Annotated in this window: 15 protein-coding genes; 5 read left to right on the top strand and 10 right to left on the bottom strand. The window is 58.7% G+C overall.

Annotated features, from left to right (window positions below; translation table 11 throughout):
• Positions 1-22: 22 nt before the first annotated feature.
• The 4 genes from FYK55_RS26745 to FYK55_RS26730 form a co-directional block, all read right to left on the bottom strand.
• On the bottom strand, positions 23-913 hold the full coding sequence (locus tag FYK55_RS26745; protein WP_150079705.1) for a hypothetical protein: 891 nt from the start codon (positions 911-913) through the stop codon (positions 23-25).
• Between the two features lie 516 nt (positions 914-1429).
• Positions 1430-2341: a YybH family protein gene (locus FYK55_RS26740; protein ID WP_235909010.1), complete on the bottom strand. Its 912-nt coding sequence runs from the start codon at positions 2339-2341 to the stop codon at positions 1430-1432.
• 38 nt (positions 2342-2379) lie between these two features.
• Complete coding sequence (locus tag FYK55_RS26735) at positions 2380-2712, bottom strand: putative quinol monooxygenase (protein WP_161604778.1); 333 nt, start codon at positions 2710-2712, stop codon at positions 2380-2382.
• A 307-nt stretch (positions 2713-3019) separates the two neighbouring features.
• On the bottom strand, positions 3020-5005 hold the full coding sequence (locus FYK55_RS26730; RefSeq protein WP_150079703.1) for a sigma 54-interacting transcriptional regulator: 1986 nt from the start codon (positions 5003-5005) through the stop codon (positions 3020-3022).
• A gap of 490 nt (positions 5006-5495) precedes the next feature.
• On the opposite strand from FYK55_RS26730, the gene FYK55_RS26725 reads away from it, so the two are divergent.
• On the top strand, positions 5496-6785 hold the full coding sequence (locus FYK55_RS26725) for a tyrosine/phenylalanine carboxypeptidase domain-containing protein (protein ID WP_150079702.1): 1290 nt from the start codon (positions 5496-5498) through the stop codon (positions 6783-6785).
• Between the two features lie 233 nt (positions 6786-7018).
• On the opposite strand, the gene FYK55_RS26720 is transcribed toward FYK55_RS26725, so the two are convergent.
• The 6 genes from FYK55_RS26720 to FYK55_RS26695 form a co-directional block, all read right to left on the bottom strand.
• The gene (locus FYK55_RS26720) at positions 7019-8296 is read right to left on the bottom strand and encodes a tetratricopeptide repeat protein (RefSeq protein WP_161604777.1); all 1278 of its coding nucleotides are present in this window, start codon (positions 8294-8296) and stop codon (positions 7019-7021) included.
• 141 nt (positions 8297-8437) lie between these two features.
• Positions 8438-9874, bottom strand: a complete 1437-nt coding sequence (locus FYK55_RS26715; protein WP_161604776.1) for an FG-GAP repeat domain-containing protein — start codon at positions 9872-9874, stop codon at positions 8438-8440.
• Between the two features lie 343 nt (positions 9875-10217).
• Entirely contained in the window at positions 10218-10403 is a 186-nt protein-coding gene (locus tag FYK55_RS26710) for a hypothetical protein (RefSeq protein WP_150079699.1), read from the bottom strand.
• A 92-nt stretch (positions 10404-10495) separates the two neighbouring features.
• Positions 10496-11737 (bottom strand): DUF1559 domain-containing protein, encoded by a 1242-nt coding sequence (locus FYK55_RS26705; protein WP_150079698.1) that lies wholly within the window; start codon positions 11735-11737, stop codon positions 10496-10498.
• Between the two features lie 284 nt (positions 11738-12021).
• Positions 12022-13938, bottom strand: coding sequence for a lectin-like protein (locus FYK55_RS26700; RefSeq protein WP_150079697.1), 1917 nt, complete (start codon positions 13936-13938; stop codon positions 12022-12024).
• A gap of 4 nt (positions 13939-13942) precedes the next feature.
• Positions 13943-14473, bottom strand: coding sequence for a sigma-70 family RNA polymerase sigma factor (locus tag FYK55_RS26695; protein WP_150079696.1), 531 nt, complete (start codon positions 14471-14473; stop codon positions 13943-13945).
• 332 nt (positions 14474-14805) lie between these two features.
• Here FYK55_RS26695 and FYK55_RS26690 point away from each other — a divergent pair, with 332 nt between their 5' ends.
• The 4 genes from FYK55_RS26690 to FYK55_RS26675 are packed head-to-tail and all read left to right on the top strand — an operon-like array spanning position 14806 to position 22423.
• Positions 14806-15897, top strand: a complete 1092-nt coding sequence (locus tag FYK55_RS26690; RefSeq protein ID WP_161604775.1) for a carbon-nitrogen hydrolase family protein — start codon at positions 14806-14808, stop codon at positions 15895-15897.
• The gene (locus tag FYK55_RS26685) at positions 15890-17500 is read left to right on the top strand and encodes a CehA/McbA family metallohydrolase (protein ID WP_161604774.1); all 1611 of its coding nucleotides are present in this window, start codon (positions 15890-15892) and stop codon (positions 17498-17500) included. Before FYK55_RS26690 ends, FYK55_RS26685 begins: the two co-directional genes overlap by 8 nt.
• A complete protein-coding gene (locus tag FYK55_RS26680; RefSeq protein WP_150079693.1) occupies positions 17500-19758 on the top strand; it encodes a CehA/McbA family metallohydrolase in 2259 nt (752 codons plus the stop codon). Before FYK55_RS26685 ends, FYK55_RS26680 begins: the two co-directional genes overlap by 1 nt.
• 1 nt (position 19759) lies before the next feature.
• A complete protein-coding gene (locus tag FYK55_RS26675; RefSeq protein ID WP_150079692.1) occupies positions 19760-22423 on the top strand; it encodes a CehA/McbA family metallohydrolase in 2664 nt (887 codons plus the stop codon).
• The last annotated feature ends 5 nt before the right edge of the window (positions 22424-22428 follow it).

Below are 22428 nucleotides of genomic sequence, written 5' to 3'. Positions count from 1 at the left end.
ATCTGCAACATTGAGCGCTCCATTATTCTTGCTGGCCTTCCGGGTCTTCCAGCCGAACCAACAACCATTGCTGTGTCGTTTCGTCGGCAAAATGGACCAGCGCAGGTGCGGTGTCCTTCGTCAGGTTCACGATGCCGGTCTCCATAATTGGCCGCGACTTGCCCTCCACGTTCCAAGCGGAACGCTGCGAATTCTTGTCCACCATTCCTTCGATGGTTTGCGTGGTATCGTTGGCGGTGTTGTTCAGAGTCCCTGAAATAATCCCTTGCTTGCTAATCGCCAGTTGCAAGAACAATGTCGGTTCAGGACCCGATTCCTGTCCGTCGGGAGTTAGCGCGAAGACACCCAGCGGCATCCATTCGGCCTGATCGGGGGCAACCTCGGGCGCACTCGCAACGATCGCTTCCGCTTGCTGGGCATATTCCTCCTCGGTGGCAACGACCTCGTCGCCGTAGTAGACGGAACCATCTTCGTAGTAAACGTTCTCGCCGTAGTTGTAGGACACCGGTTCCGTCCATCCGTAGTCCACCCAGCCGGTGACGCCTCCCCAGGCAGCCCATCGATACGGTCGCGTAATCGCCCAGGCACCCCAGAGAGGATGATCCGACCAGAAATCGCGTAACGGCGTATCGTCGATCTGGTCGCGGATCTGGTCACGCCGATCCTGTCGAATCTCCTGGCGGTCGCCACGATTCTCGATCCGCTCGGGACGACTACTGGCGAATGGTCGGTCACCAGCACCGGGGCGTTCGGCGATTCCGGGGCGTTCGGCGATGCCGGGACGTTCGGCAGGCCGGGTCTCCGGTCGCGGGCCGGAGTCGCGAAGAAAATCAGCAGCGGCACTTCCGGCCACTCCGCCGGCAACGCCTCCGGCAATGCTGCCAGCTAAATTGCCGCGTCCTGAGGACGGCAATTGACTAGGCCTCGCACCACTCGGCAGATCGAGGAAGTTCCGCAGCTCATTGGAATTAGGTGGCCGGCCTTGACTCGGTCGGGTCGCAACGCCGGGACGAGAAGCGACTCCCGGACGCGAGCCGGTGCCGGGAGACGACGGACGCGAACCGCTTGGACGTGAGCTGACCCGGGGAGGCGAAACACTGGGACGGGAGACACTGGGACGGGAATAACTTGGACGCGAGACGCTGGGGCGTGAATAGCTGGGGCGTGAATAGCTGGGGCGACTCATCGACGGCGTCCGGCTGATCGAGGGTCGTGAAAACCCACCGCCTCGCATCCCCCCGCCACCACCCCGAAACCCTCCACCTCCGCGACCTCCACGAGCGACCGCTTCGGTTGAACTCCAAAAACCGATCGCTACGACAGCCACAAAAAGTATCAAACGATTCATCGGATTAGATCCCTAACACATACAGTTGTTCAGTTCGTCAACAACGATATCTTCCTGATGAGAATTGCAGATCCTGAATGATCATTCTGTTTCCGCCGCTGAATCCTTCTGCCGCACCACAACGACTTCGTCGACGTTGGGCAGCAGTTCGTTGTCACACATGCGGCTGACAGATTGCCAGGTAAACGTGTCGTCATCGACGTACTTAATGATGTTGGAAGAGCTGGATTTGGTGCCATCTGGTAAAGTTCCCAGGTTGATGATATGCCAAACTTTGCCGCTTTTCTTCCACCGCCCTTCGCCATACCCACCGTCAGAGTCGAACGTCCACGATCTGATCCTTCTACTGGTGGGATCCCATCCGATCACCTGAAGTCCTGAATGCTCGATTTGGTCGCCTATCGACAATGAATACATCTGTGAAATGAAATTGCGGTTCGCCGTCCACGCATATTTTGTTTCCACTCGCGCATCGTTGTCTTCATCGACCCACGTTCCAATCAGCCAGTCCAATTCCTTCAAATGCTCATAGTTGGGCCCCATCGATGGCGTCAGTTTTTCCGTCACCCGATCCAAGAGCCAATCATCGTCACGCTTGACGTAGACCGCTGAATACTCGGTCTCCTCTGCAGTTTGATCTGGCCGGGTCAACCTTGCGATGCCACTCTCCAATGCTACCGTCGGTGACATGAATTGAATCCACTTGGAATCAACAACCAGCTTCGATTCATTGTTTTCTCCAAAGATGGACGAGAACTCCTGTTCGATCGCTTCGCGCCCAACTACCTGCTCCTGGGTGCCGGGTTTGGAGTAGACGGCTTCGGGTGACCACAGGGACGCCAATGATTTGGCGTCACCGCTGTTGTAGGCGGTAACGTAAGCCTCTACCGCGTGACGGATTGCGGCCTCGTCGGCTTCCTGATCTGCGAACACGGGTGCGATGCACAGCGATGCCCACGTCACGGACATCAGTGCGAAAGTCAACAGCTTCACTATTTCAACTCCCAACGGAAAAAGGCATGGCGACTGGATCAGGAATGACGCGCTTCAATCGCCGATACAACGATCTCAATACCGCCGATCACGTCCAGTTGGCTGATCTCGACTTCGGGCGGTTCCAAGGACATTTCGATGTAGGGAATAAGCTTGCGGAACCGTTCCGACCGGAGGTGGTCTTCCAATTCTTCGCGTGTGTCCCACTGCACCCAGTAGATGATCGCATCGTCATTGTTTACATCGCAAAGTACTCTGCAACGTCGGCACCCTTTGGTGACTTCCGTGGGACCGGACATGCCGCTGAAGACCCGGAGAATCTCATCCCGCTTGTCCGGTGGTGCTACCAATCGCAACACGGCTTGGAGCATGTGACCTCCCTCACCTCGCATATCCGATACAACGGGTCATCTCGACAGGCACAGTTTTGCTTACGTTTGAAACGCGGTAAGCAAGCGTTGTGCCGATTTGGAGCAGCCGGCCAACAGGCGAGGCAAATCGTACTGCAGCAACAGCTTAGAGAGACGGAGGTGGATGCTTGAGGGTCCGCGCGGCGCCCCAAGTGCTGGAGATTCTCCAGCATATTGGAGATTTGGTCAGGGGCCTCACCATCGCCATCGCCCGAGGGTCACACGCCGCCAGGAAGACTGCATGGCATGCCGCCATCGCTGCTCGTGCCTACGACCGATTCGGCCGGGTGATTCCTAGTCTTGCCATCCGTGCTTCCAGCGTTGTCGGCTTGACGTCCAAACGGGCGGCTGCTCCCCCGGTTCCGCGGATCCGCCAGCCTGTTTCCGCCAGCACGCGTAGGATTTGTTCTCGCTCGACTTCCTTAAGCGTCTTGTGAGAAGCGGAGCCATCGCGAGACATTGCTGGGATCTCGATATGCAACGTGTCACCGCCCGTAAGGATCATCGCGCGTTCAATGGTGTTGCTCAACTCCCGGACGTTGCCCGGCCATCCGTAATCTTGCAACTGCTGCATCGTTTTGCGCGGAATGCACTGGATGGATTTCCCCATCCGTCGCCCGAACGCTTCGACGAACGCCCAGGTGAGCGGCGGAATGTCGTCGCGGCGATCGCGTAATGGCGGCACGCGGATTGGAAAGACATTTAATCGGTGATAGAGGTCGGCGCGAAACCTGTTCTCGGACATGGCGGCTTCAAGGTCTCGGTTCGTAGCTGCGACGATCCGTACGTCGACCGAGATTGTTTTGGCCGCGCCCAAACGCTCGAAGTGGCCATCCTGTAAGACTCGCAGCAGTTTCGCCTGTAGTTCAAGCGGGAACTCACCAATCTCGTCAAGAAACAGCGTCGAACCGTCAGCCAATTCGAAGCGACCGACCTGCGCAGAGGCGGCGCCCGTGTAGGCGCCGGCGGTGCGGCCGAATAATTCGCTTTCGACCAGCGTCGCCGGAAGCGATGCACAGTTCACGACAATCATGGGACGGTCCTTGCGATTACTCAGCTCGTGGATCGATTGCGCCAGCAATTCTTTGCCCGTCCCGGTCTCTCCGGTCAATAAAACGGGCGCATCGGTCGTTGCGACACGCTCAACATCAGCGAGTACCCGTGTGATCGCGTCACTATGCCCCACGATTCGCCCGTGTTGGTGCTTGAGGATGACCTGCTCGCGAAGGTACAGGTTCTCCTGCTCCAACTGCCGTCTGAGACGATTCTTCTCTTCGATCGCCTTCTGCAATGCTTGCTCGGTGCGCCGCCGTAGGAGTGCATTTGCGAAAACCTCGCCGATCAGGCCCAGTCTGACAATGATTTCGCTTGGCCATTCGCATTGATTGCGGATGAACGCAAAGGTCAGCCCGCCGAGCAATTCACCTCCCGCCTTCAGGGGCACGGTCACGTTAGACTGAATTCCGTGCTCCCGGCAATACTTTCGTTCATCCGTTGCCTCGGGAGGGAGGTCGTCGGGGATGACACGAACAAATACATCGCGGCCACTGAGGAATTCGTTGATGAACCAAGGTAATCTTGCGACCGGGAATGGACCGATCGGAAACGGTTGGCAGCCCGGAACGGCAAACGAATGTGTGATCATCACATGCTCGTCGTCGCCTTCAACCTCGACGAGTGTGCTACGATCATTCCCCAAGAACTCCACGAGGGATTTCAGGCTTGCGTCAATCTGCCCGTCTATCTGATCGCCCGGCAGATTGACGAATCGTGCGGAGAGGTTGGCAAGTAATTGCTCAAAGTTGAGCCGCTGCCGGGCCTCCTTGTCTGCCTGTCCGCGATCCGTCATGTCGATCACCACTCCGACGAACGCTGGTCCGTCCGAATGGTCCACGCGTGATCCATCGTTGAAAAGCGATTCTACCACTTCAACGGCAACAGGCTTCCCGTCTGCTTGAATCATTCGTGTCTGAAAGCGGATCGACCATGTTTCCCTGTCCCGCCGCCGCCTGCAGTCTTCCGCAACCACACGATCGTCGGGATGAATGAAACTCGAAAGCGGCTGGCTATGAACTGTCTTGGGCAAGCGGCCCAGTATCTGACCCAGCGCAGGATTGACGTAGTGGAAACGCCCCGCCTGGACCACGTAAATGCCGACCGGAGTACGATCGAAGAGCAGCTGATAATCCATCCTGGTGATGTCGTCGAGACCACCGGCCTGGTTCTTCAATGATGCCGTTTTCGCGTTGCCCATCGCACGTCTTCGATTCAGATGACTCCCAGGAATTCACCGGCTCCAGTATATCGGAGGTTTGATTGTTTGGGAGGCCGCACGTGCCACCGAATGCGAGCAGAGGCCTGAACGCCCCGGCAAGGACACGCGACGTCAAACGGGGATTTCGGGCACGTCCCGAAGAAGTTCCATTTTGGATTCAGTACGTTCGGTCCGATGGTCGTCGGCACATCCAGGGTCGTCGCGACGTCCGTTACAGAACACGTTGTGATAACGGACGCTCCAGCCATGGTTTGGCTGGCACGGGGTCGACTACCGAATTGAATCTGAGACCCTGATCTTGTGACGCTCGATGTGTTCTCAAGTTTGTGCCAGGATCTCTTGGCGGCGATGAATTCGAATGGGATGATGAGGGCGACCGGGACCGTGGTCACGGCACAGAGACCATCGCAATCCGCTGCCCTTTCCTCGCGGCGTCGCGTGAGTGAGATGACTCCTGGAATTCACGCCAATGACACCTGAATTCAAGCAACGCCTCGTTGAGCTGGATTCTGAACTCATTCGGCTGGCGAAGCCGATCAATGTTCTGAAGTATCTCAACTGGCCTGATTCGGTCGAGCATGTTTTTCTTGAAGGTTGGCGTGCGGGTCGCCCTTCCCTGCCGGACATCGAGATCAGCGTTCCGGACTGGACGGACACGATTGAAGGGATAGACGATTACGTCAGCCGTTGTGACGGCGACGATGTCCTGCTCCAGTATCTTCGGCGGACGGCGTTTAGCTACGGTGAGGCCGCACGCATGCTCATGGCAGCGGGGACGCCAGAGTTCACCGAGCGGTCCATTCACCTTTACGGACGTCCGGATGATGTGTACGCGACACAGTCATTTTCCGGGATCGATGCCGCGACGTTCTTGCTGCAGAAGACCGACCACTTGATGCGGGCCAGTCACATCACACCGGCACAGGCAGATTTGCCCGCAGCGCTTTTTGCTGAGCGACTGCAAAAAGCCGTCGATGACTATTTTGTGGATGACCAGATCCGGATTGTGGTTGACGACCAGTTGTCTTCTAAGGCAATTGCCGGAACAACACGGATTCGGATTCGTGGTTCCGCTCTTTTCTCACAGCTTGACTTCGATCAGCTCTATCAGCACGAGGCGTTGGTTCACACTGCCACCGCTATCAACGGTCGTAGGCAAGTGAACCTCAAGGTCCTTAGTCTGGGTGCGCCGCGCACGACGCGGACGCAGGAGGGGATCGCGGTCTTTGCCGAGCTTGTGACTCGGTCGATCGACATCAACCGTCTTCGCCGGCTGGCCTTGCGGATCAAGGCGTTGCAACGGGTTCTGGAGGGAGCAGACTTCATCGAATGCTTCAAGCTGTTTCTGGACGGGGGACAAGTCGAGCGGGAGGCCTACAAGTCGACGCAACGCATCTTTCGCGGTGGCGATGTTCGCGGACGGATCGCATTCACAAAAGACAGCGCTTACCTGAAGGGGCTCATGGAAGCCCACGTCTTGATGAACGTCGCAATCCGCGACAACCAGCCTCAGATCTTGAACCGTCTTTTCGCCGGGAGGCTGGCAATGAGCGATACGATCACGTTAGCCCCATACTTTGAGAACGGTTTCATTGATCCACCCCGCTACGTACCTCCCTGGGCCCGCGACACCGACCGTCTTGCTGCGTCATTGGCCTATTCCTCTTTTATGATGAACGTCGACCTGGCGCCCGTCACGCTGCAGCGGTTTGTAGAAGCCGCCAATCGCACGGAAGGCGGCTGCACCACGATTCAATGATCGGCAGGCCCGGATCGTCGCAAGTCAACGGCCGGGCCGTTGGCCCTAAGTTTTCTTTTTGGCCGTTTTACCCAGCCCTTCGGGCTGGGCTGGGCAAACATCGGGGCGTTGCCCCGAATCAGAGCACCAACCGGGGACAGAGCACCATCCGGGGACAGAGCACACGCTGGCTTCTCGGTGTCCTCGGTGGGCTCTGTGGCTGATCGCCTTCATGCGGACTTTGCGTGGGCGGGTCAACGGGGCGGAGGCAGGCCGGGGCCCGCATGCCCGCGACGGAGCATCTGTCGCACCAGATCGGCTTGGCGATGGTACCTATTGGCCAATTCCCCGTCGCCCCGTTTGTGGGCGAAATCGCCCAACGCCTGCTGCACCTCGGGGTCCATTGGGTTGATCCGTACGGCTTGGTCCAGCCAAGGAAATGCGGCGTCCCATTGGTACCTCAAATAGGCCAAGCCCACGGTTTTGCAAAACGAGAAGTCGCGGTCACCGGGCTCCGTGCGGAATTTCATTTCCGTCAGGCGATTCAACGCCTGGCGTCCGTCCAGGTGTTTCTGTAGGTACGGTTCCGCCGCTTCGTCATTGCCGAGCTGCTGGTGTGCGACCGCCATCAGGTAATTGATCGCAACATCGTCACTGAATTCGGCCGTCAGCGGCTTCATCACTTCCAACGCACGGTCCGCCTGGTCGTGTTTGAGCAGCAGCGAGGCCAATTCGTAGCGGACCGAAAAGTTGTTTGAATGACTTTCCAACGCGCCTTCGAACTCACGCATCGCTTCCTGGTCACGATGCAGGACCAGCAAGCAATCGGCTTTACGGACCTGCGCTTCGATGTTTTGCGGGTCCAACGCCAATACCTGCTCGCTGTAAAGTAAGGCGTCACGATGTTGGTAGTTGATGGTGCTGACACGCATCAGCCCCTGCCATGCCGTGATCAACTGGGGCTGGAGCTGTGCGGCCAAAGCAAAATGCCTTTCGGCTGGTTCAAATTCGTCCCGCTCCATCGCCAGCTGTGCCATGGACAGGTGCGCGAGGGGGCTGTCCGGGGATTCCTTCAGCCAGTTGGACGCAAGTTCCCTTGCCAGTTCTGCTTCGCCGGAGAACTCGAAACCGTCCACAAAGGCCTGCCAGACCGCGTCGACGTCGTCCGGACGCTGTGAGATCAAGCGGGAAAAGTTGCCGTACAGCTCTCTGGCTCGGCCCTCATGAATCTGGACGAGCAGAAGCTCGCGGTTGGTGCCTTCCGAGGCAATGCCAGCCGATGCCAGTTGTTGAAGGATCTCGCGGGCACGATTGAATTGTCCGCGCAATCGAGCCACGCGGGCGAGGCCGATTTTGCCCGCGCCCAGATTCGGATCGTAGGAAACCGCCTTTTGGAAGTCGGCCTCGGCACGGTCAAGTTGTCTTACCGCGACGGCACCGGCTCCTTTGGCCGCCCAATATCGGGCCAGGATTTGGTGCGTTCCCATCCACGCGACGAACCCGACCGCGATGACAATTGCTGCGACAGCCAACACGATCACGCCGCGACCAACCCGGCGTTCAGGTGAACCGTTTGATCGACTTTCCGAAGGTTCCCCGGCCGATCCTGTCGATGGGGGTGTCCGCTTCGGACGAGACTCCCGTGTTGGTTTTTTGCGTCCCATTGCGGTCGATTACCGTGTTTGATTCACGTACACGGCCAGCGTCTTGCTCACACGCTGTGAGTTGTTTGCCGGTGGGACCAGAACGTCCAAGTCTCCGTCGGCGTCCCAGTCCAGCAATTGGCAAGCCATCGCATCACACTCATTCACCAGCATGTGATGCCGCCGAAACTGGCCGCCAGACGTTTGTTCCAACCAGATCACGCCCTGGAAAGTCCCCGAGGGTTGCTTTGACATTTCTTTCTCGCCCAACATCGCGACGGCGACGATGTCCAGATCTCCGTCCAGATCAAGATCTCCGGTGCGGGCGCAGTAAACGCCCGGCATCGTTGCGATTTGGTGATGTTTGAATGGATAGGATCCCTGGTTTTCCAACCAATGAATTGCATGGTACGGCTTGGCCAAGAAGTCGTCCAAGGTGTCGCCGTTGGTGAAGACGACATCCAGGTCACCGTCGGCATCCAGGTCGACAACTTCGATGGAGCTGGAACCGTACGCCGGGTCGGGGGCCTGATGCAGCTGATGCGATTCGAACTTGCCGCCACCCAGGTTCAAATGCAGATCGACCACTTCGTGATGCTGGGAGACCAGAGTCACAATGTCCGGACGCCCGTCACCATTGAAATCCACAATCGGGGTATCGATCGCGCCGGGACGGTCGTCCAGAACCGACCAGCTGAATTTGGGAATCCCGTTCACTGTGGATTCGTTGGTCAATAAGTAGATGGAGCCAACGAAATGCAGACCAAAGTCAGAGACGACCAGGTCGACATCGCCGTCTCCGTCGTGGTCTAGGGAACGGACGCTGGCCACGCGGGAAAGCCCGAGTTTCAAAGGGTGCCGCCGAAAGCTCCCGCCGCCTTGATTTCGAAGCATCCACAACGTGCCTTCGTTCGTTTGTTCGTCCGGTGCGTAATTGCCAAGGTCGGCGACGACGAAGTCCGTCGCCTGATCACCGTCCAGGTCCGCCGGTTCGATGTGGGCGGGGTGAGCAACCTTGGCGATCACATTGGCACGCAAGGTCGTCGACGTGGAATCCAATTGATCGACCGTCGAAACGTTTCCGGTCCAAACGTCGGTCATGGCAAATTGCACCGACGAGGCGGAGGCGTCACTTGGGCGGGTCTCAACCACATTCGAGATCCCGATCAGCTCCGGCTGGCCGATCAATTCGTACTCCTGTCGCTGGAATCGCGTGTCGGGCTGGCTGTCGTGCGGATGGAATTCGAGCTCGTCGGGCGCGGTGTCTCGGAAAAAGGCCAGCGTTGCATCAAAGTCTGGCGGGACCAGGTCGTCCCGCCCTGAATTGGCGTACAGCCGGAAACCCTGCTCGACCTCTTCTCTCCAGCGGCCCTTGTCGAATCGATGCGATTGGGGGACCAAGTGGCAATCGCCACAAAAGGCTTTGATCGCGGCGGCGTCGTGCGGTGCGTCGACCGGATCAAGCACTTGTGATAGTCGCTCGCTTGCAAACTCGGTCTGCCGAGATTCACAGCCGGCGATCGAAGCGACCAAGCTGAGCACAACGGCAGGGAAAGCAGACGGCAGGTGACCTTTCGTGAACACGGGCGGGCGGGGGCAGGCAGTGGGCACAGACGCGAACGAGGAACAAGGCGACAATCGGAAGGGTGGCGGGAGCCAACGATCGGATTGGCACCCGGCTTGCAATTTAGCAGATCCGATTTGCCAAGCACCCTCCCCGGCAGCCCGTTGTCGTCCACCCCTCTCCAGACCGCGCCGGGTGAAGGTCGTCGATCATCGTTCGTCGGGCGTCAAGAAACCGCCCGGAGAGCTACCTTGCGCCTGGCAGCTTTGATTGTTGCGACATCCGTTTTTGAAACGCGGCGAACTCTTCCTGTTTCGCTTTCAGCTGTGCCGCATCGGGCTGTTCGACGACGCGGTTTTGATCGTCACCACAACCGGGCACGAGGAAGCAACCAAGGGCGACTAGCAGACCCGACAATATCCAAAATTTCATGAGATCAATCCGATCCATTGTGATAGGAGATTCCGGAGCCGCCGGAGCGTTCAGGAGCTTCCGGCGGAACCACGGCAGAGCGGCCGGCCGAATCAGAGGGACTCGTCAACGATTTCTTTGGACGCGCGAGTCCCCAGTGATCCCCACAGGCCGTAAGGGCTCTTGGATCCCGGAGCGTTGGGTTGACTGATCACGGGGGCTTGCTGATTGCCGGCCTCGATCGAATCGGTGATGAATTTGACGGATCCATCGGTGAGCAACACGTGGCATCCGCCCTGGTGATGGCTGCTGGGGCCATACACGCCAGGGACCACCACCAGGTTCGGTCCACACAGTTCGCGGTTGGGAGGCAAGATGGTCATGACTTGCTGAACCGACGGCAAGAAGCTGGCCCACATCATGCCACGGGTAACCGGGTAGTTGGTTACCAGAAACGGTGGAGGTGTCCCGCCATCGCTTCCGTCGGACCAGAACTTTGGCCGGCTGGGACTGATTTGTCCGGTGGCCTGACAATGGGACGGGTTGGCTTGGGGAATATTGGCCCCGACCGAAAAGTTGTCTTCGCCGTTGCCCAGAGAAATTGCGGTGCGGATGTCTCGGTCGCCCAGTTCCGACATGATTTCGCCCATCGCGATGGTGTTGGACAAACCATCCAGGATGTCGCGAAATTTGCAGGCCCTGCGGAACGCGAACACTCCGCGGTCGGCCGAGCGGATGAACGGTGCCATGTTGGAATCGGCCGGAGCCAACGTCCAACTCTTCCAGCCGTGGGCCAAGCTGGCATGGCAGGAGTCGCCGACGCAGGGACCATAATTGGTGCGTCCCTGGGCGGGGGCGCCGGTCCCGGGATCGCTGGGACAGCGGAGCGTGGGGATTTCGGTCATCCACGGGATGTAATCGAATTCATCCTGAGGCACCGGACCCATCGGATTCCAGGTTCCGGAAGCCGGGGGTGTGCTGATGTACTGCGTGCTCGGATTGGCAATTTGCTCCCACAGCCCCTGCTGTTCGATGAACGGCATGGTCCCGACGAGCATGCTGAGACGTTCATGCGACGCGCCCTCGATGGGCGTTGGCTCGGCCCAACCTCCGGCACCGGGAGCCAGGCCGGTCCCCGTACCGTGTGTGGGCAATTGTTTGTAAGCCGAGTGATAGTTGTGGAGCGCCAGCCCGATCTGTTTGAAGTTGTTACTGCAACTCATTCGACGCGCGGCCTCGCGAGCGGCCTGGACAGCCGGCAGCAGCAACCCCACCAAGATTCCGATGATCGCAATGACGACCAACAATTCGACAAGCGTGAAGCCCTGTCGGTTCTTTACAACGGACCTATTCATCAGGTTTCTCCTAGCAACTACGAAAAATACACGTTGGTATGGCGGACGGGCCGAGTCGCAACAAACACGTCCGAAGTCGAGATTCCGATGTTGGTGGGGAAAACGGATCACGAATCCGTCAATCAAGTGGGTTGGTGGCAGACGGTTTTCGTCGTCAGCATTGGTGGACGCAGATCGTGGGACGCGGGAAAACACAGCAAGGCAATGGAACGCATTTCCACGCGAACGCTGGACCTTGCTGGTGACCGAAACCGACGGCGAAGGATGAAGTTCTGATCGAAGATTCAGGGGATGTCATCGGGATACTCCACGATGTAGCCGAACCAGTCCGACGGCTGGACGTCCATGGCACGGGTTTGAATCGACCATCCGTAGCTGGGCGGATGGTTGCGAGTAGCGTCCCAACGCAGCAGCCCATAGAAACCGTTGGCCGGTAGCAGCGGTTTGCCGATCTGGGCCGTATCGGGATCACTCCCGTCGGTCCATGTCAAGTCTTCAAAGCTGGAGCCGGACAGTCCGATCATCTGTTCCGGGATGCCGCAGACACGCAACAGCTTTTCGATCACGAACTGCATTTCCGCATCGCTTTGCAGCGACACCAGGTCGCCGGCGACGCCATTGAATTGACTGTCTTGGGCCCGCTGACGCACCTCTTGCCAGCTCGCTGATTCAAAAGAAAGCACCAGCCGATAGTGATGCCCATTGCCACCTTCCGATTCGTCCCATCGAACCGGGGGCAAGGACATGCTGGTCTGACGAAGCGTGTTGACGGCCGGTTCATATTCCACCAAGTACGCCGACACCTTCTCGTGCATGCTGTCGATGCTCAGGTCGTTCCAGGCCCACGGATACTTCGGTAGCAATTTGCTGTACATCCCATAGTCTTCGCCGCCGTGCCAATCGGCTTCGCGGAAGTTATCGGGTTGTTGCGTCGGGACATTTGCCCAGTGCGTGTACTCGACTGGTTCTCCGGTGATCCATTGAAATTGCGATTCCTTCAGCACATCGGTCAAGCCGATCCAGATCCCTCGAATCGGTTCTTGGCGGATCAACTGTCCGACGATGAATTCGTCTTCGGCGGCGGAGGTGACGCTGGCCAGGTGTCCCGGCAGACCGCGGAAGTAGGTGTTGGCGGACTTTAGAGCCGCCTCGTGCCAGGTGACCGGTTTGTCGGAGATCACCAACTGGTAGTAGTGCCCGTTGCCACCTTCGGCGACTGGCCAAGCAATCGGTTCGGCGACTCGCTGCGACAGCAATCCAAACCTGGCCTTCGAATAGGCAACTTGGCTTCCCACATTTCCCCGCTGGCTGATCCGTCGCGCCTGACCATCGACCAGTTCCAGCGGATTTGCCGCGGCTGCGCCCCCGTCCTCGGCCAGTGCGAGAACATCCACCTGACCTCGGAACACGTGAACTTCCGAAGTCCCGTCCGGTTCTGCCAGCAATCCGAACTCGGTGCCCTGGTCGACGAACACCGCCGTCGGTGTCTGCACGCGAAAGCCCACCGCGGTGCTGGGCATGTGAGCCACCAATTGACCGGAATGCAGGGACGCCGACAGGGAAGATTCCAGCGTCATCCTGGCCGGGCCTCGCAAGATCAGCTGGGCACCAGAATCAAACACCAATTCGGCTTCCCCCCGTTCGATTCGAACCTCCCCGGTCGGAACGCGCGCCCCCGCATTCAGCGCGACCTGCTGATCGGTCCAGAACGCGCCGCTGGTTTCTCGCAGCGTGGCCACGAACGGCGTGGCGGTCGTCGTCGGACGATCCTCCGTCCCAATCGTTGCGCGGCCCGACCACGGGATCAGGGTGACGCCGAGCAGGGCCAGCACGGCGGTCGCCAGCACGGCACCCACGGTGACCGGCCGTGAGGCGAGCCACGTCGTGAACCCACCTGCGGTGCCGGAGACGCGTTGCGATGGTTCGACCCCGCACGATAAATCGCCGCCGGTAGCGACGCCCGGATCGGCCGCTCGGTCGCTGGCAAGGTTCGCTGCGGATTCTCCCGTTCGATATTGCCACATCAGATGCGCGTGCAAACTGACATACGCGAGATAGGTTTCACGCCGTTCGGGATCTTCCCTCAGCAACCCGCCAAGCCGCTCCAACTCGTCCGGCGTGATCGTTCCGTCACACATCCGGTTGGTCAGCGCAAGAAACGTTTCGTCCGGGTCACCAACATTCTGATCGGATTCGTTCATCCCCTCAGACCCTCTGCTGCGCGACGTTGTCGTCGGAAAGTTGGTGGTTCATGCAATTGATGAGCGATTTGCGAATGCGATGCAAACGCATGTAGATCGCATCGCGAGTCGTCCCCAGCGCATCGGCGACGACTTTGACACCCATGGATTCCAGGTAGCACTGCTCTAGAAGCGATCGCTGCTTGCGTTCCAGCTTGGAGAAACATTGCTCGAACGCTTCGGCGCGGATCGGATCGGTTGAGGTTTCGATTTGTTCCGCAAGCATGTCGACGACGGCTTCGGACAGATGGACGTTCTTGCGCTCGCTTCGTCGCAGGAAGTTTCGGATCTCGTTGAGCGCGATGCCTCTGGCCCAGCTGACGAAACCTCGATCGGGATCGTACTGATCCCACTTTTGCCACATCACCATGGAGGTGCGTTGCAAGATGTCCTCGGCATCGGATCGATTCGGAATCAGCGTTGCGATGTATCCGTAAACCCGGCCTTGATTCTGGATGTACAGCATCGCGAATTCGCTTTGGCTTTCTTTGCTCATCGGGCACCGCCGGTCATGTGGGTCGAGAACCGCCCTCGACAACTGGATCGTTGTGTCATCGAAGAAACTAACGGATTGTTTGCAAAAAAATGACGAATCGGCCCCTGGTTCAGAACCCACGTTGGAGGGTGGCCGCGACCGCCCATGGCGATTCTCCGTCAGCGGCGAATCGCGAGAATTGCCTTGTTTTTGCCGTTAGATTCGTGTCCCGCACAACGAATCATCATCGGCGGCCGAGTTGGAGCGGCGCTGGTGTCGTCAATCGGGGCGGATTGCGAGCGGACGCGGCGCCATGTTTTCGCGGCGGTACGGTTGAGAGGACAGTGGGTCAGATGCGAACCATCAGTTTGTTGCGGACGGTCAGTTTGTCGTGGCACGGAGATCGGGGGGAACCGAAGCGTGGTTGCTTCGATTGGGGACGAGCATGCGTGCTGGCTTGTGGGCTCGTCTGTCTGGCAACGCCCCTATCCGCCCAGCCGTCAACGCAACGGTTGCCACGTCCGGTTCCGCCGCTTGCCCGTTCGGCCGACAGCGTTCGCGTGGCGGTTGCCCAGATGAAGATCTCGCCGGAATTTCTTCGGGACGGGAAGGACACCGTCGACGCGTTGTTGCCGTGGATAGATCAAGCGGCCGAGGCCCAGGCAGATTTGATTGTGTTTCCCGAGTACCTGTTGGGGCCGTTTCACCTGCCCGATGAGAAAACCGACAAATTGTGCGACGAAGCTAAACGCCGCGATCTGAGCGTCATCGTCGGGGGCTGGGAGTATCTTCAAGGAACGGCGATCGAGCAGTCGCCTGAGCCGGGGACCTACGCCAACACCGTGCTGGTCATTGACCGGGAAGGAAACGTCGCCGGGAAGCACAGGAAAATGCACGCGGCGATCGGTTCCCAGTCGCCCTACTGTTGGCCGGCCGACCCGGGTGAGCGAGGTGAGAACACGATGGTGCTGGGCGAAGAAAATGGCGTGATCGATTTAGATTTTGGTCGCATCGGTCTGCTCACCTGCTACGACGGCTACTTCTTTGAAAGTTTTCAAATGCCATCGCTTCGAGGGGCGGAAATCCTTGTGTGGGTCAATTCGCGGGGTGGTATGGTGGAACCGCATCTGATCCAGGCGGCCAGCTTTGTGACCTGCACGCATGTAGTGGCCTCCAATCAATCGGTGGGATGCGGATCGGCAATCTGTTCTTATCCGGGTTGGAGATTGGACAAGTCCGCTCCCGAACCTGGGTCGGAGGCCTTGCTGGTCTCGGACTTGGATTTGAAGGAGTTGCGTCAGCAGCGACTGAACCATCGGATGCATCACCAGCGTCGACCCCAGATTTACCAGCCGATGGTCCAGGCTTGGCAGCCTTGGACGGCGTATCCCGAGCTGGTTCCTTTTCGCCACGCTCCCGAAGGCCCGACCGATGCAGTTGAATGAACGTTTTTCAGCCGGCTATGCGTCAGGCAGGAACCATTTGCGTCACGCGTGGTCGTTTCATGCGTTGCGAACGTCGTGGTGCTACGCGCTGATGCTTGCCGGATGGTGGGCGGGTTGCGTCGTTGGAGCGGATCCTGAGCAAGCCGATTCGAAGACGATGTTGCCCTGCGAGATTCAGATTGATGATCAGCGGGGGCAGCCGACGGCCTGCATGGTGTTTCTGGAAGACAGCGCAGGGCAGCCAGTTCAACCGGAGGGAGTGCCGTTTTGGAAAGATCACTTCGCCTGTTCGGGGCGGTTGTCGATCACGCTGCCGGCCGGCCGATATCGGTACGCGATCGAACGCGGTCCGGAATATGAGTCAGTGGAGGGAGCGTGGGACGTTTCGCCGGGAAGCTCAGGAGAGCCGCGGCGGCTGAGTGTGCGACTGGCCCGGATCGTCGATCTGGCCGAACAGGGTTGGTATGGCGGTGACTTGCACATTCACCGGCCTTACGATCAGGCGCCGTGGTTGCTTGGTGCCAGCGATTTGTACGTCGGTCCCTTCATCACCTGGTGGAACGCCACCAACATTTGGAGTCCCGGTTCGTTGCCGGAGAATGATTTGCGGCACACCGAAGACGGCCGATTCTACGAGTTGCTTGCCGGTGAAGACGAACGTGGAGGCGGTGCCCTGCTCTTCTTCCACCTTCATCGTCCGATCGATATCACGGGGGCCAGTCGCGAGTACCCGGCTTCGGTTCGCTACCTTCGACAGGCCAAGCGGCTCAATCCGGGCTGTCACGTCGATGTGGAAAAACCGTTTTGGCGTGATGTTCCGCTGTGGCTTGCCAGCGGCCAGGTAGATTCGATCGGGATAGCCCACAACCATCTGTGGCGCGAGGGCGTTTTGGACAACGAGGCTTGGGGCCGACCGCGAGACGTCAAGCAATGGCCTGCGCCCCACGGCAACGGGCTGTGGACGCAGCACCTCTACTACCAAGTGCTCAACGCGGGTTTTCGGATCCCTCCGTCGGCCGGAAGTGCATCCGGTGTGCTGCCCAACCCCGTGGGCTACAACCGTTGCTACGTTCATTTGGACGATGGCATGGACTATTGGAAGTGGTGGGAAGGGCTGCGGGCGGGTCGCGTGTTCGTCACCAACGGGCCGCTGCTGCTGGCAACCGTCAACGGACAACGCGCCGGGAGTGTGTTGGCCGCTTCCGGGGAACTTCGAATCCAGGGTCGTTTGCACAGCCGCGAACCGATCCGACAATTGCAGGTGATTCGCAACGGGAGCGTGGTCAAAGAGATTCCGGTTGCGAATCACCGCGACCAGGCATTTGATGTGACGTTGCCATCGGATCAGCCGGGATGGGTTCTATTGCGGGCGATCACGACCAACGATCAGACATTTCGATTCGCATCAACGGCTCCGTTCTATCTGGTCGACGCATCTGGCCAACAGTCGGTCGATCCGACGGCCGTGGCCTTCTTCCTCCGTTGGGCTCGGGAACGCCGAGAGCAATTGACGCAGGAATTGTCCGGCGACGAAAAGGAGGAGGTTCTCGCAGCGCAGGACTCGGCGATCGACTTTTGGAAACGTCGAAGCGGGGATCAGTGATGGCGAGATTTCGATTGCTGGTTGGATGCCTGCCGTCCCGCAGTGCCGGCGACTTGCAGGTTCGTTGCTGCACCAGCAGCAAGGTGAGCGGCGTCGTCCGCGCGATGTTTGGCCCCCGTGTGGTCGCGGTGTTGTTGGCTTCGGTCGGTTCGATAGTCGATCGAGAGGCATCGGCTCACGAAGATCACTACGTGCCGAAGGAAGTGACGATACCCAAGCCGTCGGAGCAAGAACGCCAGTTCGCGCTGGCGCAGTTTGAACTGCTGACCCAATTGGCACGCACCGCTCCCAGCCCTCTGCAAACGGCTCAGGTCGATCTGGCCTATGCGGAGCACCTGCGGGCGAACGATTCGCCGCACGCGTTGGAAGAGCAGCGGTTGACGGCGATGCGAAAGCAGATGGTCGATGACCTGGCACGGCAGCACACCGTTATCCCCGTCCGTTGGAGCGGTGCATCGATGGAATGCGACCGTCCGGAACGGTTGGAATTGGCGGACGGGATCGCACGTGTCGTCTTATTGTCGGTGGCCAATCAAACCGAACGCGCGTTGGAATTGGCTGCGAAGTTCGCCGAGTCCGAAAGCGTTCCCTTCACCGTGCATCCCGGCCGGACTCAATTGATTCCGGTGCGGATTTGGAACGTGACTGCTGAATCGACACGTTGTGACGTTTCTGTTTGTGATCAAAGTTCACCGGACGACTGGCGGGAGGTCTCAATCCCAATCCGTGTTGTCCAGCCGGCAACGCTGCGGGGTACGTTGGTCGATGCGCTGTCGGGTGACCCGTGTTCTGGCCGAGTCTACGTGGAAGGCAGCGACGGTCAGTATCGGCATGGAGGTCGTTTTGCCGCGGTTCAGGCAATGAGTGAAAAGCAGTTGTTGCAATTCATGCCGATGGGACGGAATTACCGAGTACCCTTTTTCTACAGCGATGGCGCCTTCGAGGTGTCCGTTCCGCCCGGTCGGACGAGCGTCTGTTTTGAAGGCGGTTTCGAGCACCACCGAGACCGCCGAACGCTAGATCTGAAGCCCGGTGAAGTGCGTGAAGTGGTGCTGCACGCAAAGCGGCTGGTGGACATGGCCGACCGAGGCTGGGTTTCCGGCGACACACATGTCCATTGGGTGACCAACGCCTGGAACGTGGATTTGCCGCTGGAATGGTTGTCCGTCATCCAACGAGCCGAAGACGTTCGTGTTGTCAATAATCTGACCCTTCTGCACCGCACGGAGAATCAAGCCTTCGTCAATCCGTCCCAGGCGCCGATGGGACCGGTGCAAGCATTTTGCGATGACCAGTATCACCTGCAGATGGGCGAAGAATACCGCAACGAGAATCTTTACGGGCACCTGTGTTTTTTGAATCTCAAGTGGCTGGTCATGCCGATCGGGACTGGGCGAATGATTGCCGGCGAGGACACTCTGGACTACCCGATCAACAAGAACGCGATCCTGGCCTGTCGAGAGCAAGGTGGGATCAGCTGTGAAGCTCATGGATTGGGAGGCAATAAGGATGTCCCCGTCAACGTGGTGCATCAGCTGACCGATTCGCTGGATCAGATTCGGCCGGAGGAGTATTACAACTTCTTGGAATGCGGCTTCCACCTGCCGCTGACCAACGGGAGTGATCATCCGGCACGATTGGTCGGAAGTGCTCGCGCCTATGTCAAGATCGAACCGCCGTTCAGCTATTCCAAGTGGATCGACGGGATTCGACAGTGTCGAACGTTCACGACCTCGGGGCCATTGATCTTTCTGTCTGTCAATCAGGCCGGCATCGGCGACACACTAACGGTCGCCGCTTCGGATCGCCTGAGTGTGCGTTGCGAGGTGATGTCGCGAGATCCGATCGGTCGACTGCAAGTCATCAGCAACAAACAAGTGCTGCGAGAAACGACGACCGAAGAATCGCACGCGGTCCTGGAATTCGAGATAACGGCACAGGAAAGCCGCTGGATCGTCGCACGCTGTTTCCCCGAGTCTGTCGTGGCCCCCGAGGGGCAACATCACAATCCGATTTGGGTGCGTGATGCGGCCCACACAAGTGCCGTCTACGTGAACATTGACGATCGCCCCCGATTCAACCCGGACGCCGCACGACTGTGGACGGATCGGATGCGTCAACACATTCTGGACATCAAAACCAAGGGTCGGTTTGCGAATCAGCGGCAGCGGGCGGAGGCCATTGATTATGTCCGGAGTGGCATCGACCGGTTTGAAACCATGATTCAACAAGCGACATCCTCCGATGAGAACAAGTGAGATGATCAAACCCATGTGGACCGGACTGCTGGTGTTGGCGGTCGGTTGTGTCCTTCCCATGCCTTGCCCCGGCGCTGAGTCGAACTGGCCGACCGTTGACCGCGTCGCTGCGCAGCCATTGCTGCTTCAGACTCAGCGATTGGAGGAAGCCTTGGAATACATTGGCAGTCCGCTACCGCCCGGCGATGTCGAAAAGCTGCGGATGCTTCGCCGGGAGCCGGACGACAAAAAGGTGACGGCAGAGATTCAGGCGATTCTGGATCCATTGTGCGTCGCAGCCGTCCGCATTGGCGAAGGACGTTTGGAGACCACCGCAGTTGCGAGGCGACCGGAATTGATCCAGCAGGGCTGGCGGCATCACCTGGTCAAGGTCTGCAACGGGGCCGGGCTGCGTTCCCGCCTGACAGTCGAAAGCCCCAACGCACGTCCGCTGCCTCACGCCAAACAAGAAGATGTCGACTCCCGGTGGATGGCAATGACCATGTTCGATGGTCGACCGCTACAACCCAATTTGTCCGGTTTGGGATTGGAGTACCGGATCATTCAGATCTACAGCCGCGACGCGGGTGAGCAACAGGCGACGTTGGATTTTCACGTCGACTTGAAAGACGGAAAACCGGGACGCGTCATTCGCGAATGGCGTTTCGATGAAGGGACCGACGGTTGGCGGGCAATGAATCAAGTGCAAATGGAGGCTTCCGAAGGTGCGTTGCAAATCAAAAGCACCGGTAACGACCCGTTCATCGGGGCCGACGTCGGCGGCGTCTCGGGCGAACTTCTGCTGCGGTTTCGCGCCGCGACCGATGAGGGCGGAATCATCGAGGTGTTTTGGTGGACGGAGGGGCGCCCCGAACCGGATGGGCAACGCAAAATCAACGTGCCGATCATCCCCGGGGGAAGCCATCAGTACGAAGTCTCGATTCCCGTTCAGGGCGTGCTCGCCGGCATCCGTATCGATCCCAACGTCAAACCCTCTGCCATGCGGATTGACTGGATCGACTTATTGCATTCGCGTCGCCAGGGAGAAAACTTCTCCAGCGTTGATCTGACATTCGACGCCAAGCCATCGATTCCGGTGACTTTGCGGATTCGCGATCAACCGGACCGTCCGGTGGTCGCCGCGTTTGAAATCAGGGACATGAGGGGACGCTCCTATCCCGAGCAAACCAAACGACTGGCGCCCGATCTGTTCTTTCACCCGCAGATCTACCGGCGGGATGGAGAAATCGTTCACCTCCCTCCGGGCGAATACCTAGTCCGCTGCTGGCGAGGTCCACACAGTCTTCCGGTCACCAAGCAAGTGGTGGTCCATGAATCGCCGCAGGCCGTCGAATTTCAGATCCAACGCTGGTGCGATCCGACCGAAGACGGATGGTGGTCGGGGGATCATCACATCCATGCGGCCGGATGCCTGCACTACGTGAATCCGACCGAAGGCGTGTTGCCGGAGCATATGCTGCGACAGACGATGGGCGAAGATTTGAATGTCGGATGTTGTCTGACCTGGGGGCCTTGCTTTGACTACCAGAAACAGTTTTTTACCGGCGCGGTCGATGACGTATCGCAATACCCGTATCTGATTCGATACGACGTGGAGGTTTCCGGTTTCGGATCCCATGCGTCGGGACACTTGAATCTGTTGCGGTTGAAAGAACAGATTTACCCGGGGGGCGACTCCAAGCATCACTGGCCGACGCTGGGGTTGAACACGTTGCGTTGGGCGAAGGGCCAGGGAGCGATCTGTGGACCCGCTCATTCGGCAAACGGATTGACAAACTACGTCGGCCGGTTGCCGGGACAGGATGACGGACCGAACGGCTTGCCGCACTTCAACATTCCGGGTTTCGATGGAATCGGTGCGTGCGAGTATGTGGTCGATATTACGCACGAAGTTCCCGGACCTGATGGAATTCCGGTTCCAGCGATCGATTTCATCTCCACGATGGATACGCCGCGGCACGACGAATGGAACATGTGGTACCACACCTTGAATTGTGGTTTCCGAGTTCGGGCGAGCGGTGAGACAGATTTTCCTTGCATGAGCGGCGAACGGGTCGGCATCGGAAGGGTGTACGTCAACGTTCCCGGCCAACTGAATTTCGAAGACTGGGTGCAAGGTATCCAGGACGGTCGAAGCTACGTCAGCGACGGCAAGGCTCATCTGCTGGACTTTCAAGCACGCACCGATGCCGAAACGGACTTCCTGGCGGTGGGTGATCAAGGCAGCGAACTCGTCGCTGCCGGACCAACAACGATTCACTGTCGCGCGAAGTGCGCGGTCCTGCTGGATCCTGATCAGCACCGGTCCGCTTCGGCAGATCCGGTTGAGGTGGAATTGATTGTCAACGGGTACCCGCGTGCGACTCAAACCATCGTGGCAGACGGAACGCTCCAAGACGTCACGTTGCAGGCAGAAATTGATCAGAGCAGTTGGGTCGCTCTGCGGGTGTTCCCAAACGCCCACACGAATCCATTCTTTTTGACGGTTGACGACCAGCCGATTCGAGCCTCGCGGGCCAGCGCGGAATGGTTTCTGGCGTGCATCGACCAATGTTGGAAGGAAAAGCAGCCCACCTACGCAATCGAGGAACAACAAGACGCCCGACAAGCGTACGATCATGCTCGAGACGTGTTTCAACAGATTCTGGATGAGTGCGCACAGTGAGGTGG

This window comes from Roseiconus nitratireducens (assembly GCF_008629675.1).
In the GTDB taxonomy this organism is placed as follows: domain Bacteria; phylum Planctomycetota; class Planctomycetia; order Pirellulales; family Pirellulaceae; genus Stieleria; species Stieleria nitratireducens.
Note: the sequence above shows the minus strand (reverse complement) of the source record. Positions and strands in the feature narration are given on the sequence as shown.

Coding starts and splice junctions, on each gene's coding strand:
- FYK55_RS26735 (WP_161604778.1), bottom strand. CDS start 2,712: ATGCTCCAAGCCGTGTTGCGATTGGTAGCACCACCGGACAAGCGGGAT.
- FYK55_RS26730 (WP_150079703.1), bottom strand. CDS start 5,005: ATGGGCAACGCGAAAACGGCATCATTGAAGAACCAGGCCGGTGGTCTC.
- FYK55_RS26725 (WP_150079702.1), top strand. CDS start 5,496: ATGACACCTGAATTCAAGCAACGCCTCGTTGAGCTGGATTCTGAACTC.
- FYK55_RS26710 (WP_150079699.1), bottom strand. CDS start 10,403: ATGAAATTTTGGATATTGTCGGGTCTGCTAGTCGCCCTTGGTTGCTTC.
- FYK55_RS26705 (WP_150079698.1), bottom strand. CDS start 11,737: ATGAATAGGTCCGTTGTAAAGAACCGACAGGGCTTCACGCTTGTCGAA.
- FYK55_RS26700 (WP_150079697.1), bottom strand. CDS start 13,938: ATGAACGAATCCGATCAGAATGTTGGTGACCCGGACGAAACGTTTCTT.
- FYK55_RS26695 (WP_150079696.1), bottom strand. CDS start 14,473: ATGAGCAAAGAAAGCCAAAGCGAATTCGCGATGCTGTACATCCAGAAT.
- FYK55_RS26690 (WP_161604775.1), top strand. CDS start 14,806: ATGCGAACCATCAGTTTGTTGCGGACGGTCAGTTTGTCGTGGCACGGA.
- FYK55_RS26680 (WP_150079693.1), top strand. CDS start 17,500: ATGGCGAGATTTCGATTGCTGGTTGGATGCCTGCCGTCCCGCAGTGCC.
- FYK55_RS26675 (WP_150079692.1), top strand. CDS start 19,760: ATGATCAAACCCATGTGGACCGGACTGCTGGTGTTGGCGGTCGGTTGT.